The organism is Pseudarthrobacter raffinosi, assembly GCF_023913835.1.
Classification (GTDB): domain Bacteria; phylum Actinomycetota; class Actinomycetes; order Actinomycetales; family Micrococcaceae; genus Arthrobacter; species Arthrobacter raffinosi.
In genome coordinates this window covers 42,260-54,879 of record NZ_JAMXBG010000025.1, presented here as the reverse complement: position 1 = coordinate 54,879, position 12,620 = coordinate 42,260, and the positions used below count along the sequence as shown (strand labels likewise).

15 protein-coding genes are annotated in these 12,620 nt (G+C 64.8%); 2 read left to right on the top strand and 13 right to left on the bottom strand.

Annotation, left to right across the window (positions count from 1 at the left end):
• Positions 1-343: 343 nt before the first annotated feature.
• The 5 genes from rpsN to NG697_RS18935 all read right to left on the bottom strand — a co-directional run bounded on the left by rpsN (position 344) and on the right by NG697_RS18935 (position 2,638).
• Positions 344-649, bottom strand: coding sequence for a 30S ribosomal protein S14 (gene rpsN / locus NG697_RS18955; RefSeq protein ID WP_026266887.1), 306 nt, complete (start codon positions 647-649; stop codon positions 344-346).
• Positions 650-653: 4 nt separating this feature from the next.
• Positions 654-821 carry a 50S ribosomal protein L33 gene (rpmG, locus tag NG697_RS18950; RefSeq protein WP_013602737.1) on the bottom strand — a complete coding sequence of 56 codons (168 nt, stop codon included), beginning with the start codon at positions 819-821 and terminating at the stop codon, positions 654-656.
• Positions 821-1,057, bottom strand: a complete 237-nt coding sequence (rpmB, locus tag NG697_RS18945) for a 50S ribosomal protein L28 (protein WP_056342125.1) — start codon at positions 1,055-1,057, stop codon at positions 821-823. The genes rpmG and rpmB overlap by 1 nt, the downstream gene beginning before the upstream one ends.
• Positions 1,058-1,309: 252 nt before the next feature.
• Positions 1,310-2,071 (bottom strand): SGNH/GDSL hydrolase family protein, encoded by a 762-nt coding sequence (locus NG697_RS18940; protein ID WP_252599570.1) that lies wholly within the window; start codon positions 2,069-2,071, stop codon positions 1,310-1,312.
• A 75-nt stretch (positions 2,072-2,146) separates the two neighbouring features.
• On the bottom strand, positions 2,147-2,638 hold the full coding sequence (locus NG697_RS18935) for a MarR family winged helix-turn-helix transcriptional regulator (RefSeq protein ID WP_056342119.1): 492 nt from the start codon (positions 2,636-2,638) through the stop codon (positions 2,147-2,149).
• Positions 2,639-2,720: 82 nt separating this feature from the next.
• On the opposite strand from NG697_RS18935, the gene NG697_RS18930 reads away from it, so the two are divergent.
• Positions 2,721-3,008, top strand: a complete 288-nt coding sequence (locus tag NG697_RS18930) for a YciI family protein (RefSeq protein WP_252614944.1) — start codon at positions 2,721-2,723, stop codon at positions 3,006-3,008.
• A gap of 69 nt (positions 3,009-3,077) precedes the next feature.
• On the opposite strand, the gene NG697_RS18925 is transcribed toward NG697_RS18930, so the two are convergent.
• The 5 genes from NG697_RS18925 to NG697_RS18905 all read right to left on the bottom strand — a co-directional run bounded on the left by NG697_RS18925 (position 3,078) and on the right by NG697_RS18905 (position 8,084).
• Positions 3,078-4,199: an ABC transporter ATP-binding protein gene (locus NG697_RS18925; protein ID WP_252614943.1), complete on the bottom strand. Its 1,122-nt coding sequence runs from the start codon at positions 4,197-4,199 to the stop codon at positions 3,078-3,080.
• Between the two features lie 9 nt (positions 4,200-4,208).
• Positions 4,209-5,036 carry an ABC transporter permease gene (locus NG697_RS18920; protein ID WP_252614942.1) on the bottom strand — a complete coding sequence of 276 codons (828 nt, stop codon included), beginning with the start codon at positions 5,034-5,036 and terminating at the stop codon, positions 4,209-4,211.
• A complete protein-coding gene (locus NG697_RS18915) occupies positions 5,023-5,907 on the bottom strand; it encodes an ABC transporter permease (protein ID WP_252599573.1) in 885 nt (294 codons plus the stop codon). The genes NG697_RS18920 and NG697_RS18915 overlap by 14 nt, the downstream gene beginning before the upstream one ends.
• A 1-nt stretch (position 5,908) precedes the next feature.
• Positions 5,909-7,000: an extracellular solute-binding protein gene (locus NG697_RS18910; protein ID WP_252614941.1), complete on the bottom strand. Its 1,092-nt coding sequence runs from the start codon at positions 6,998-7,000 to the stop codon at positions 5,909-5,911.
• A 220-nt stretch (positions 7,001-7,220) separates the two neighbouring features.
• Positions 7,221-8,084, bottom strand: a complete 864-nt coding sequence (locus tag NG697_RS18905; RefSeq protein WP_252614940.1) for an SGNH/GDSL hydrolase family protein — start codon at positions 8,082-8,084, stop codon at positions 7,221-7,223.
• 404 nt (positions 8,085-8,488) lie between these two features.
• On the opposite strand from NG697_RS18905, the gene NG697_RS21215 reads away from it, so the two are divergent.
• On the top strand, positions 8,489-9,403 hold the full coding sequence (locus NG697_RS21215; protein WP_308293048.1) for a glycoside hydrolase family 16 protein: 915 nt from the start codon (positions 8,489-8,491) through the stop codon (positions 9,401-9,403).
• A 261-nt stretch (positions 9,404-9,664) separates the two neighbouring features.
• On the opposite strand, the gene NG697_RS18895 is transcribed toward NG697_RS21215, so the two are convergent.
• The 3 genes from NG697_RS18895 to NG697_RS18885 are packed head-to-tail and all read right to left on the bottom strand — an operon-like array spanning position 9,665 to position 12,598.
• Complete coding sequence (locus NG697_RS18895) at positions 9,665-10,705, bottom strand: siderophore-interacting protein (RefSeq protein ID WP_252614939.1); 1,041 nt, start codon at positions 10,703-10,705, stop codon at positions 9,665-9,667.
• Positions 10,702-11,517, bottom strand: a complete 816-nt coding sequence (locus tag NG697_RS18890) for an ABC transporter ATP-binding protein (RefSeq protein WP_104063674.1) — start codon at positions 11,515-11,517, stop codon at positions 10,702-10,704. Before NG697_RS18890 ends, NG697_RS18895 begins: the two co-directional genes overlap by 4 nt.
• Position 11,518: 1 nt before the next feature.
• Positions 11,519-12,598 carry a FecCD family ABC transporter permease gene (locus tag NG697_RS18885; protein WP_256473088.1) on the bottom strand — a complete coding sequence of 360 codons (1,080 nt, stop codon included), beginning with the start codon at positions 12,596-12,598 and terminating at the stop codon, positions 11,519-11,521.
• Positions 12,599-12,620: the final 22 nt, after the last annotated feature.

The window sequence follows — 12,620 nt, the reverse complement described above, 5'->3', positions numbered from 1 at the left end:
GTTTGGCCGCCCGCGGTAACCAGCTCTTCGCTGTTCCCCTCGCGGCGACTTAGAAAACAATACACCCACCCAACCCCCACCGCAAATCCACCCCCACAACAGGTCGAAACCCCGCCATTCCGGGCCCAAAGCCGGTATCGGCACCCAAATTCGGGCGCCGCCGTCGTAAGTGAGTTCTGTGTGCTGCGGCACAACGGCCGACGCCTCTCACGGATCTCGACAAGCCCTTCACCGGGAAGCTCGATCACCGATGGGCTCGATCACCGCAGGCCTTAAACGCAGAAGGGCCGGCAACCAAACGGTTGCCGGCCCTTCTCAAGCAGCTGGAATCAGCGGTGCTGGATTACCAGGAAGACTTGGTGATGCCCGGGAGCTCACCGCGGTGAGCCATGTCGCGGAAGCGAACACGGGAGATACCGAACTTCTGGAAGGTACCGCGGGGACGGCCGTCGATGATGTCGCGGTTACGCAGACGGACGGGCGACGCGTTGCGGGGAAGCTTCTGCAGGCCGAGGCGTGCTGCTTCGCGAACTTCGTCGGTCGAGTTGGGGTCAACCAGAGCCTTCTTCAGTTCGAGGCGCTTTGCAGCGTAACGCTCAACGATGACTTTACGCTGTTCGTTCTTTGCGATCATTGACTTCTTAGCCATGTGTTTAGCGCTCCTCTCGGAATTCGACGTGCTGACGGATCTTGGGATCGTACTTCTTCAGAACCATACGGTCCGGGTCGTTACGACGGTTCTTCCGCGTCACGTAGGTGTAACCCGTGCCCGCAGTCGACTTGAGCTTGATGATCGGACGCACGTCCTTGTCCTTAGCCATTAGAGCTTCACTCCCCGAGCAAGGATGGCGGCGACGACTACGTCGATGCCGCGCACGTCGATGGTCTTGATGCCCTTTGCAGAAAGCTGCAGAGTGACGTTACGGCGCAGGGACGGAACCCAGTAGCGCTTCTTCTGGATGTTCGGATCGAACCGACGCTTGTTGCGACGGTGCGAGTGCGAAATGCTGTGCCCAAAGCCCGGCTCGGCTCCGGTCACTTGGCAGTGTGCTGCCATGACTTCTCCTCAAGAATTGAATGTAATGATCCGCATATCTGCTGCAGGATCATGCGGCTAAGTGCGACCCAAAGTGATCAGGGTGAACGGTTAGTCACGCAACTTGAGCCCCTAACTACCGGCTACCCTGGAGAAAATTACCGGGCCACCGGAGCAATTGCGCACGCTCCGCGCACTTAGCGCTCACCAAGTCTACGAGTTCACGCAATTAAAGACCAATCCGTGCTCGGACGGTGTATAAGGGGGCCTGCTTCAGAGGCGCGTGAGCTGGGCGTACTTGGGCGCCAGTCCGTCGCCCGAGGACTTGCCGGTAACACGGCGGACCACCCAGGGGCCGGCGAATTCGCGGACCCAGCGGGCGTTGGCGCGGAGAGCTTCGGCCCGGTTCAGCTCGGGCACCGGGGTCATGGGTGGGACCTCGATCGAGTGGTCGTGCTCCAGGACGGTAAGGACGCGTTTGGCCATGTTGGCGTGCCCGGCGGCAGACATGTGCATCCGGTCCTGGGCCCACATGCCCCAGTCGTAGTACTCGTTAAAGCGCCAGTAATCCACCAGCAACGCTCCATGGTCCCCGGCAATGCCGCGGACCAGTTCGTTGTAGATGGCGGTGCGGCCGCGCATAGTGCTGAAGACCTTCGAACCGCGCGCGTCGAAGCCGGTGAACATCACCACTGTGGCGCCCGTGGCCGCCAGCTTGCGGATGCCGGCGTCGTACTCCGCCAGCAGATCGTCGATGTCGATCTTGGGCCGCAGAATGTCGTTGGCACCTGCGTAAATGGTCACCAGGGTGGGGTTAAGTTCGACGGCGGCGTCCACCTGTTCTGCCATGATCTGGCGGAGCTTCCTGCCGCGGATGGCCAGGTTGGCGTAGCCGAAGCCGGGATCCGCCGCGCCCAGCTGCTCCGCCACGCGATCCGCCCAGCCCCGCACGCCGTTGGGGCGGCTGGGATCGTCATCCCCGACCCCTTCCGTGAAGGAATCGCCGAGCGCTACATACCGGGTCGAAAAGTCCATGGCGTCAGTCTTTCATCTGTTGCCGGGAGCAACCAAGGCGGGGCCTGTCCGGACGGTGTCCATCAGGGCGACGGCTTATGGCCGGCTTTCGGTCTCGCGGAGGATCCAGTGGTCATCGTCCAGCCGGGCCACGATCTTTTCGCCGATGCGGGCGAGGTCGTTGACGTCGCGTTCCGTCAGGGCGTCCAGGAACTTAGTGCGCACCGCCTCCACGTGCCCCGGTGCGAGTGCCTCCAAAGTGGCCATCCCGACGTCGGACAGGTGTGCGGTGGTGACCCGGGCATCGCGGGGGTGCGGACGCCGCTCCAGCCATCCGCGCTTCTCCAGTTTGGCAACCACATGCGAGAGCCGGGAAAGCGACGAACTCGTACGGGCGGCCAGCTGGCTCATCGGCAGGAAGCGGCCCTCGGCTTCGGACAGCATGGCCATGACGTTGTAATCGAACAGTGACACCTTGCCGGCGGTGTGGAGCTGGTTGTCCAGGGCAGCCGGCAGCAGCGTGTTGATGCTCAGGAGTGCCAGCCAGGCACGGCGTTCGTCGGCGTTGAGCCAGCGCGGTTCGGTCATGCGTCCATTCTAGAAGCAGAGCGTGGTTGAGCGTTCAAGTGACGCACCAGTTCCCGTGGACCCATCCGGGTAGGCTGACTTTATGTTTGTTGTATCGCTGACCTACAAGGTGCCCGAAGACATCGTGGACTATCACCGCCCTGCGCATATGGCGTGGGTTAAGCAGGCGTTCGACGACGGCGTGTTCCTTGCGTCCGGACGCCTGGTTCCGGTGGTGGGCGGTGTGCTGTTGTCCAAGGCGGACCGAACCACGCTGGATGCCGCGTTGGCCAAGGATCCTTTCTACAGCAACGGAGTGGCCGAGTTCGAAGTTATCGAATTCACCGCCACGACCGTGGCAGAGGGTTACGAAAACCTGCTGGACACCTAGGCCCCTGGCCCCCGCGCCAGCAGGCTGCCGGGGAAATGCCCGGCATCCCCGGCAGTTCCCCGGAAGCACCTACTGCTCCAGAACCAGCAGCTGGGCCTTGTCCGGCTCCCAGGTCACGAACAGCTCCGCGCCTGGCGCGGGCCGATTCGTCGCATCTGAACTGAGTTCGCGCACCTGGAGCTCGTGGCCGCCGGCCGTGAGGCGGTGGCGCACCGTGGCGCCCAGGTTGGTCGAGGAGACCAGCGCCGCCTTGCCGCAGTTGTCCGCGCTTGCCTCGGAGCTGAACTTGAGGTGTTCGGGACGGATGGACACGGCGTAGTTCTCGCCGGCGACGCCGCGGTCGCGCACACGGCCCAGGCCCAGGCCGCCGAGGTCAACCAGCGCCTCGCCGTCCTTGCGTTCCAGGACGGTGCACGGGATGAGGTTGGTGTCGCCAAGGAAGCTGGCCACCCAATCCGTGAGCGGGTGGTTGTAGACCTCTTCGGGCGGGCCCGACTGGACGATCCTGCCGTCCTTCATGACCACGATCCGGTCGGACATGGCCATCGCCTCGTCCTGGTCGTGCGTGACGAAAAGGACGGAGATGCCCAGGCTCTTCTGCAGCGTCTTGATCTCTTCCTGCATGTGTTCGCGGAGCCGCTTGTCGAGGGCGGCCATGGGCTCGTCCAGGAGCAGCGCGGCCGGGTTGAACACCAGCGCGCGGGCCAGGGCCACGCGCTGCTGCTGCCCGCCGGAGAGCTGGCGGGGCTTGCGGTCGCCCATCGTGCCCAGGCCCACGCGTTCCAGCGCGCTATCGGCGCGTTGACGCCGTTCAGCCTTAGGCACCTTGCGCATCCGGAGCGCGAACTCCACGTTTTCGCGGGCGCTCATGTGCGGGAAGAGGGCGTAGTTCTGGAACACGACGCCCAGGTTCCGGTCCCGGGGCGGGAGCGAATCCACGGGCTTGCCGTCGATCAGGACGCTCCCGGACGTGTGCTCCTCGAAGCCGGCCACCATCATCATGGTGGTGGTCTTGCCGGATCCGCTTGGTCCCAGCAGGGTGACGAATTCGCCGGGTTCCACCACCAGGTCCAGTTCGTCGACGGCAACCACGTCGCCGTACGTCTTGCGGACCTGCCGGAGTTCAATGGAACCTTGTGCGGACGCCGTCGTCCTGGTGCTTGCTGCTGCGGAAATCACTGAAGTAGACATGGGCCTTCCTTAGTTTGGTGCGGACACGGCCAGCGGCAGCATCCTGGCGGTGGAACGCCGTTTGAGAACGAACATGACCTGGAACAACAGCCCCAAGGTGGCCACGGTGACCAACAGAGCCGAGGACACCGCGATCTTGGGGGTCAGGTTGAACTGGATGTCGGTGAACATCTTCACGGGCAAGGTGGTGGCGCTGGGCGACTGCATGAACAGGGACATGACGGTCTCGTCGATGGAGACCGAGAAGGCGAACAGCGCCCCGGAAACCAGCCCGGGCAGGATGACCGGCAGGTAGACGTGCCGGAACACGGACAGCCATCCGGCGCCCAGGCTCTGCGCCGAATTGACCAGCGCCGGGTTCAGTCCGGCAAGGCTGGCACGCGTGGTCAGGTACACGTACGGGGTGGCGATGACGGCATGCGCCAGGCCGATGGGGAGGATGCTGCCCAGCACGCCGAGGGAGATGAAGAACTGGTAGAACGCCAGCGCCAGCACCACGGTGGGGACGATCATCGGCGCCAGGATCAGCCCGACGACAGCCTGCTGGCCCGGGAACTTGCGTCCGTGCAGGCCGATCGCCGCGGTCGCGCCGAGAATCACACCGATCACGACGGCGATCGCTGCAGATTGGAGGCTGGCCGTCAGTGCCGAGGTCCAAGCCTTGTCAGCGAAGAAGCCGGCGACGGCGGCGAACGAGATCCTTTCGGGCGGGAAAGTGATGTAGCGGCTGTCGTTAAGGGCAACAGGCACCACGATCGCCGTCGGGACCACCAGGAACAGGAACACCGGAATGGAAAGCAGCGTCAGCAGTCGCTGCCGGGGATTAGTTGTCTGCATGTTGGCCTCCCGCCTTGAGCACTCGCTGGTAGATGGCAACGAGGATGCTGACCAGCACTGTCAGGATCACGGCCAGGGCCGCGGCCCCGGAGAAGTCGGTGAGCTGGCGCGCGTAGTAGTCGATCTGGTTGGCGATCATCATGTCGCCGGGTCCGCCCATGACCACCGGGGTGATGAAGAAGCCGGTACTGATGATGAACACGAGCAAGCCTGCCGCGGAGATGCCCGGCGTGCTGAGCGGCAGGATGATCCGGCGGAAGATTGAGGCTTCCTTGGCCCCGAGCGAACGCGCCGCCAGGGCAAGCCGGTCATCGATGGAGGTCAGCGAGGAGAAAATCGGGAACACCGCATACGGGAGCAGGCAGTGAACCATGCCGATGATCACGGCCAGCCGGTTATGCAGCAGCTCAATGGGAGCATCGGTGAGGCCCACCGTCTGGAGGAAGGAGTTCACGATGCCGTTGTCCTGAAGTAGCACGGCCCACGCGAAGTTCTTCACCAGGATGCCGGTCCAGAAGGGCAGCAGCACCACGGCGAACAGGATCACGCGGGTCACCGTGCCGGAGCGCCACAGCACCAGGGCAATGACGTAGCCCAGGACCACGGTGACGACGGTGGATGCCAGGCTGATGCTCAGGGTGTTGATCAGGGAACGGACCACCAGCGGGTCTTCGAGGACGCGCTGGTAGGCGTTGCCAGTGAAGCTCGAGCCCACCAGTTTGCCCAGCGGGCTGAGGAACAGTACGACGTCGAAGGCCAGGATCGGGGCCAGCAGCAGCCACCAGGTGGTGCGCCGCCGTCGGGGTTTCTCCTGCTCCGGTGCCGGGGCGCGTCCCTCCGGACGCGCGCGTTGCAAGGTTGCGTTGCTCATGTCAGCTGGCCTGCCACAGCTTGAACTGCTGCTCGGTCTTCTTCAGGTTCTCCGACCACCACTTGTCGTCACGGACCAGGATCTTGTCGGCCAGGCGCGGACTGGTGGGCAGGGTGTCTGCGACTTCCTTAGGCAGTTTGGACAGCGCCGGAGTGTTGGCCAGGGTCAGGTTGGTGACCGTATCGAAGGCGGCGCCGGCCTCGGCGTCATTGGACATGAAGTTCATCAGTTTGAAGGCGGCTTCCTTGTTCTTGGCCCCCTTCGGCACCACGAAGTAGTCGCCGGCCAGCACTGCGTTCTCCGCGCTGAAGTTCAGTTTGGCGCCGTCGTTGCGGGCCGCGTTAATGCGGTTGTTGAAGCTCGTGGACAGCGAGACCTCGCCCGAGGTGAGCTGCTGGATGGGCTCCTGGTTGGCCGCGTGGTAAAGCAGGCGGTCCTTGCCGGGGTGGTGGCCCAGCACGCGCAGGGCCCGGTCGACGTCGAGCGGGTAGATCTGGTCGAACGGCACGCCGTCGGCCAGGAGTGCCGCCTCCAGCACGGAGCTGTCCGAGAGCTGGTTGTAGACCGAGCGCTTGGTATCGTACTTGCCCTGGTCGAAGAACTGCGCCCAGTCCTTGGGGGCCTGCGCATCGGGGATGGCCTTCTGGTCCCATGCCATCACGAACAGGAAGCTCAGGTACTTGATGCCGTACTCCGCCTTGGCGTAGCCGGGCAGGCCCTTGTCGCTGATGATGTTGTAGTCGAACGGCTCCAGGAGGCCTTCTGCCACGGCCGTTTCGTATTCCGGGGCGGTGATTTCCACGAGGTCCCACTGCACGTCCCCGGACTGCACCTGGGCCTTGAGGGAGGCCAGGCTGGTGTTGGCCAGCAGCGTGGTTTGGATCCCCGACTGCTTGGAGAAGGGGTCCAGAATCGTCTGGGTCAGCTGGTCATTGTAGGAGCCGCCGTAGGAGGTGACCGTGACTGTCTTGTTGGCTGCCGCGCTATCGGCGGGCTTTGCCCCGCAGCCGGACAGTGCCAGGCCTGCGAATGGGGTCAACGCTGCTGCTTTCAGGAGTTTCCTGCGGTCAAAATGAAGGGAACTGTCAGTCATCGCGGTGGTGCCTCTCAAGGCTGGGGCCCTCCCGGCGCACGCAAAGGACGCCGTGTGCCGAAGGGGCAGGTTGGGGATTCCGCGTTCACGCTGGCATCCCGACGGCGGCGGTTCATGCCCCGAACGGCCCACGCAGCGCTGAGCGGACTAGAACTGACGCGTTGAGTCGTCGTCAGTGCCGCAACAGTATCTGTGATGTTGCACACAAGTCAACAGATGTTTACAAACCGCTTGCTTTCGGGCTGTTCTTGAGCACCGCGTCCCGGTCCATCAGCTTCTTCAGCCCGCGCTTCCGCGGCACCTTGACGGGTTCTGGCCAGCGCGGCGCCAGTGCATCCCCGAGGGTGACGCCCCTGATTTTGCGGCCAAAAAGCGGCAGCACCCAGTCGTTAACCCAACGCCGCTGCCGCTGTTCCCACTCCCGGAGGCTGAGCCGCGCCGGCGGGTCCCAGTCCTTGAGCCGGATTTTGTGGGGCACCCCGAGCTGGTCCAGCACCTGCCCGGCGAGGTACTTGTGGCCCGCCTTGGACATGTGGAGGCGGTCCGAGTCCCACATCCGCCGGTCATGGAAGGCGTCCAGGCACCAGTAATCCACTAGGACTGTCCCGTATTTCGCAGAGATCTCCCGGACGCGCTGGTTGTAGACCGTGTTCCGCTTCTTCAGCAGCTCCAGAACGGCCGAGACTTTGACGTCGAAGCCTGTGAACAGGACAACCGTGGCCCCGGTCGCGGCGAGTCGCGCCACGAGATCCTCGTACTCATCCATCAGGGCAGCCATGTCCGTGCCGATGTCCAGGATGTCGTTTCCGCCGGCGTACAGCGTGATCAGCGTGGGCCTCATGGCCAGCGCCGGTTCCAGCTGCTCGGTGATGACGTGACGCAGGCGCTTGCTCCTGATGGCCAGGTTGGCATATTCCCACCCCGGCTCAGCCTTGGCCAGCTTCTCGGCCACCCGGTCAGCCCACCCCCGGACCCCGTTGGGCAGCCGCTCATCCCGGTCCCCAACACCTTCTGTAAACGAGTCCCCCAAAGCGGCAAACACCCGCCGGCCCTCACGGTCCGAGAGTAAAGGATTAGAACCCATCCACTGAAAGTAACCGCCCAAAGAAACACCAAGGTAAACGGACAGCAACAGGATGTGCAGAAGGGTTGAGATCTAGGGGCAGAGTGCAAGGGAGCGTTTGCAGTGCCGGGTGCTAGGCGTTTCCATCAAGCCGCCGCCTCTGATCATCGGCAGCTCCTCAGCCTTTGTCACATTATTGCGACCGATGGTCACGATCAGGTAACGTTGGCGGCTGGCCCCAATGCAGGGCCCCGGGCGCCCGATCACTGGACCCCCGATGCGCCCCTTCGGCGCCTGCTAGCTCCGGCCCTGCCAAGGGGCCCAAGGATGCTTTCCGCACTCGTCATCGTCTCAAGTGCATCAGTCTTTTCTTCCAGTCCTAGCCCGGAGGTATCTTGTTCAAGAAAATAGCCATCATAACGACCATGGGTGCTTTGTCCCTGACAGGATGCGGCCTAGCCCCTACGACCAATGGGGCGTCTGCCCCATCCTCGGCTGGCCGCGAGTCCGCACCTGCCACTCCAGCCCCAACTGCCGCAGCATCTCCGGCGCCCACGGCTTCGAGCAGCGGCCAGACCCCCGCTTCGGCGGCGGAAACCCCGGCGGCAGCCGTCCCCCCGGCGCCCGCGCTGGCCGCTGCCCCGGCCCCGGCCCAGCCGGGGCCCGCAGCCGGCCAGGCTCTCGCCACGACGGGTGACGGTGCGCAGGCAGCTGCCGCCTTCGGTTGGGGCCCGGTCCTGACGGGCGACGAATTCTCCAACACCGGCGCACCGGACCGGACAAAATGGAGTGTCTATAACAGTGCTGGGCATGCCGGCAAAGGCCTGCGCAGTCCCCAGGCTTGGTCGGTTGCCAACGGCGTGGCCACCGTTAACGGAGACGCAGCCGGCACCACGGGCGGCATGTCGGCAAAGTTCGCGGAACAAAGGTATGGTCGCTGGGAAACGCGCATGAAAACCAATTCACGGGACCCGAAATACCACCCGGTCCTGATCCTCAACAACAACGCTGCCCCGAACTGTGCCGAGATCGATTATGCCGAGGGCAGCACAGTCACCTCCGTGATGAGGTTCTTCCTGCACTACGCCTGTGGTGGAGCGGATTTCCAGACCACAACGGCGACGCCCGTCGATAGCACACAGTGGCACAACTACGCGGTGGAGTGGACCCCGGCCGGCATCAGCGGATACGTCGACGGAGTAAAGACCTTCACTGACCCGAACCCGGCGCACCAGCCCTCTGTCGCCATGAAGCAGACATTGCAGCTGGATTGGTTCCCGGACGGCTCCGCCACCAAGCCCTCGCAGATGCAGGTCGATTGGGTCCGCGTCTACAAGTGAGAGAGCGTTTGGAAAAAACCCACAGGAAGTGAGAGAGCGTTTGGACGTGACAGGCCCAACGAGCCGCAGCCCCTGTCTTGCGTAGGAGCGCATCGCCGACCAGAGCGGAGCAAGGCCGCCCGCGGCCGAGCGCAGCGTCGGGAGGAAGGGCGGACCCGAGGGCCCCGAACTGAGCTTGCGAAGTTTGGGACGGGTCCAACCGCTAAGCGACGGCAAGGCGGCGGTTGCGGCGCACCCAACCGCCGCATACGACGGAAGGCTTTAGACCTCGGCCTTACCCTGACGCCAGTACCCCATGAAAGCAACCTGCTTCCGGTCGATCCCCACGTCCCGCACAAGGTACCGCCGCATGTCCTTGATGACGGCAGCCTCACCGGCGATCCAGGCGTAGAAAGGCATGGCGCCGGCCGGCATGGCGGGGTTCTTGGTGGCCTCGATTTCGGCTGTTTCCATCCGCGCGGGGGTCTCCCAGAGGATGTCCACGTCCACATTGACGTCTTCGGGCTCCGGGCCCGCGCCGGCGTCGGACGCTTTGATTCCCACCCAGCCGGGAACGGGAACTGCAGTGCGCACTGCCTGCTGCAGCAGCTCGCCGTGCGGGCGTGAGCGGCCAATGGCGGCGCCGCGGGCAAGCCAGGTGATATCGATGTCGGCGTCCGTCGTGAGGTCGAGGAAGTCGCCGGCTTCCGGTACTTCCAGGAGGGCGTGGCCGGTCATGTAGGACGGCAGGCTTTCGAGGATGGCGGAGATAGCGGGGATGGCGGTTTCGTCGCCGGCGAGCAGGACGCGCTGGGCCATTCCGGGCCGCCACTCGATGCCCCCGTAGACCTCGGCGGTGTAGCACTGGGCGGCTCGGCTGTTGGGGCCGATTATAGTGATGGCGTCGCCCGGCTGGGCGTTCTGGGCCCAGTTCGCGGCGGGACCGCCGTGCCCGTCGGCGTCGAAGTGCATCACAAAGTCAACGTCAATTTCGGGATAAACGGCATCGAGCCGGGACTGGCGGACCGTGTACGTGCGCATCGAGCCGCGGACTGCGGGGTCCATGGCCAGCCATTCCTGGTACCAGCCGGCCTGCGCCATTTCGAAGACCGGCAGCGGCAGCTTTGTACCGTCGGACGCCAGGGAAGGGATCATCAGTTTGATCCGCAGGTCAAGGGTATCGCCGTTAACGCCGAAGTCCCGCAGCGAGTAGCCGCCGAAGGTGATCCGGCGGAAGGTGGGGCTCAGCTCCTGCACCGAGGAAACGGTCACCTCGAAAGCCAGGGTCATGGGCTCGGTGGCGGCGATGTCGCGGGTCTTCATGAAACGAGCTCCAGTTCGGTTGCGGCGGTGTGGTGGCGGCCGATGGGGATGATCAGGGGTGTGCCCGAGACGGGATCGGGAATCACCCGGGACTCAAGGCCGAAAACGTCGCGGACCAGCTTTTCGGTGACAACAGTTATGGGGTCACCCAGGGCCACGATCTCGCCGCCCTTCATGGCGATGACATGGTCCGCGTAGCGTGCCGCCAGGTTCAGGTCGTGCAGGACGATGGCCACGGTGGTGCCGCGCTTGCGGTTCAGATCCGTGACCAGGTCCAGGACTTCCACCTGGTGCGCCAGGTCCAGATATGTGGTGGGTTCGTCCAGCAGGAGCACGTCGGTTTCCTGGGCGAGCGCCATGGCGATCCAGACGCGCTGGCGCTGGCCGCCGGACAGTTCATCGACGTTCCGCTCAGCGAGTTCCAGCGTTTCCGTCGCTTCGAGCGCGCGCTGCACGGCGGCGTCGTCCTCGGTGCTCCAGCTGCGGAAGAAGCCCTGGTGCGGATACCGGCCGCGGCCCACGAGGTCGCGGACAGCGATGCCGTCCGGCGCCGTGGGGTGCTGCGGGAGGAGCCCCAGGGTGCGCGCCAATTCACGGGCCGGGCGGGCGTGGATGTCCTTGCCGTCCAGGGTCACCGTGCCGGAGGCGGGCTTAAGGAGGCGGGACAGGCCACGGAGGAGCGTGGACTTGCCGCAGGCGTTGGCGCCCACAATCATAGTCACCTTGCCCTCGGGGATTTCCGCCGTGAGGCCGTCCACCACGCAGCGCTGGTCGTATTTGAGGGTGAGGTCCTGGGCGCTGAGAACGGCCATGTCAGGCATCCTTTCGGTTAGCCGTGACCAGAAGCCACAGCAGGAACGGGGCACCGAGCGCGCCGGTGATAACACCGACGGGCAGCACGGTGCCGTCCAGCAGCAAGGGGGCGAGGTTGGCCGCGACGTAGTCGGCGGTGAGGACAATCAGCGCACCCACCAGGGCCGACGCCGGGAGGCTGGCTTTACGGGTGAAGCGCCGGGCGATGGGACCGGCCAGGAAGGCGACGAACGAGACCGGCCCGGCAGCCGCCGTCGCCACTGCGGCCAGTGCGACGGCGGTGACCACCACGGCGAGGCGCGTGAACCCGACGCGGATGCCCAGCCCGGCCGCGGCGTCGTCGCCGAGTTCCAGGATGCGCAGCGGCCCGGCAAGGGCGATGACGGCGGGGACCAGGACCAGCAGCGCCAAGGAGAGCATGCCCGCCCGGTCCCAGTTGGCGGAGTTGAGGGAGCCGTTAAGCCAGACGAGTGCGTCGGCTGCCGTGCGGATGTCCGCGCGGGTCATCATGAAGTTGACCACCGCGTGGAGGGCGGCGGCGATGCCCACACCGGCCAGAATCAGCCGGTTGCCCGCGGCGTTCCCCCGGTTGCCGCCGCCTGAGCCCAGTGACGGTCCGCGGGAAATGGCGTAGATCAGCGCTGCGATGCCCAGCGCGCCGCCTAGCGCCGCTCCGGACACGGCGGGACCTGTGGCGCCGAAGATCACGATGGCGGTGACCGCGGCCGCGCTGGCTCCGTAGCTGATGCCGATCACGTCGGGGCTGGCCAGCGGGTTGCGGAGCATGGTCTGGAACAGGCCGCCGGAGAGGCCGAACGCAGCGCCGATCATCACGCCGATGACGGCCCGGGGCAGCTTGTTCTCCATAATAATGAAGCTTGCGCCCGGGATTCTTTCGCCGCCGGTCAGGTGTCCTATGAGGATCTTGAAAAAGTCCGGGATGGTCACGGTGTAGCTGCCCAGGAGCACGTAGATGGCGAACATAACCACGACGCCGAGGGCCAGAACGGCGGTCCGGGTCAGCACGCGAGATGGCAGTTCACGCCAATGTTTGCGCGTGCGATTGCCGTCAAGTGCCATCTCGGCGGGGGATTCGAGCGTG

Coding starts and splice junctions, on each gene's coding strand:
- NG697_RS21215 (WP_308293048.1), top strand. CDS start 8,489: ATGGGTGCTTTGTCCCTGACAGGATGCGGCCTAGCCCCTACGACCAAT.
- NG697_RS18885 (WP_256473088.1), bottom strand. CDS start 12,598: ATGGCACTTGACGGCAATCGCACGCGCAAACATTGGCGTGAACTGCCA.
- NG697_RS18930 (WP_252614944.1), top strand. CDS start 2,721: ATGTTTGTTGTATCGCTGACCTACAAGGTGCCCGAAGACATCGTGGAC.
- NG697_RS18940 (WP_252599570.1), bottom strand. CDS start 2,071: ATGGACTTTTCGACCCGGTATGTAGCGCTCGGCGATTCCTTCACGGAA.
- rpmB (WP_056342125.1), bottom strand. CDS start 1,057: ATGGCAGCACACTGCCAAGTGACCGGAGCCGAGCCGGGCTTTGGGCAC.
- NG697_RS18915 (WP_252599573.1), bottom strand. CDS start 5,907: ATGAGCAACGCAACCTTGCAACGCGCGCGTCCGGAGGGACGCGCCCCG.
- NG697_RS18890 (WP_104063674.1), bottom strand. CDS start 11,517: ATGGCCGTTCTCAGCGCCCAGGACCTCACCCTCAAATACGACCAGCGC.
- NG697_RS18935 (WP_056342119.1), bottom strand. CDS start 2,638: ATGACCGAACCGCGCTGGCTCAACGCCGACGAACGCCGTGCCTGGCTG.
- NG697_RS18925 (WP_252614943.1), bottom strand. CDS start 4,199: ATGTCTACTTCAGTGATTTCCGCAGCAGCAAGCACCAGGACGACGGCG.
- NG697_RS18895 (WP_252614939.1), bottom strand. CDS start 10,705: ATGAAGACCCGCGACATCGCCGCCACCGAGCCCATGACCCTGGCTTTC.
- rpmG (WP_013602737.1), bottom strand. CDS start 821: ATGGCTAAGGACAAGGACGTGCGTCCGATCATCAAGCTCAAGTCGACT.
- rpsN (WP_026266887.1), bottom strand. CDS start 649: ATGGCTAAGAAGTCAATGATCGCAAAGAACGAACAGCGTAAAGTCATC.
- NG697_RS18920 (WP_252614942.1), bottom strand. CDS start 5,036: ATGCAGACAACTAATCCCCGGCAGCGACTGCTGACGCTGCTTTCCATT.
- NG697_RS18905 (WP_252614940.1), bottom strand. CDS start 8,084: ATGGGTTCTAATCCTTTACTCTCGGACCGTGAGGGCCGGCGGGTGTTT.
- NG697_RS18910 (WP_252614941.1), bottom strand. CDS start 7,000: ATGACTGACAGTTCCCTTCATTTTGACCGCAGGAAACTCCTGAAAGCA.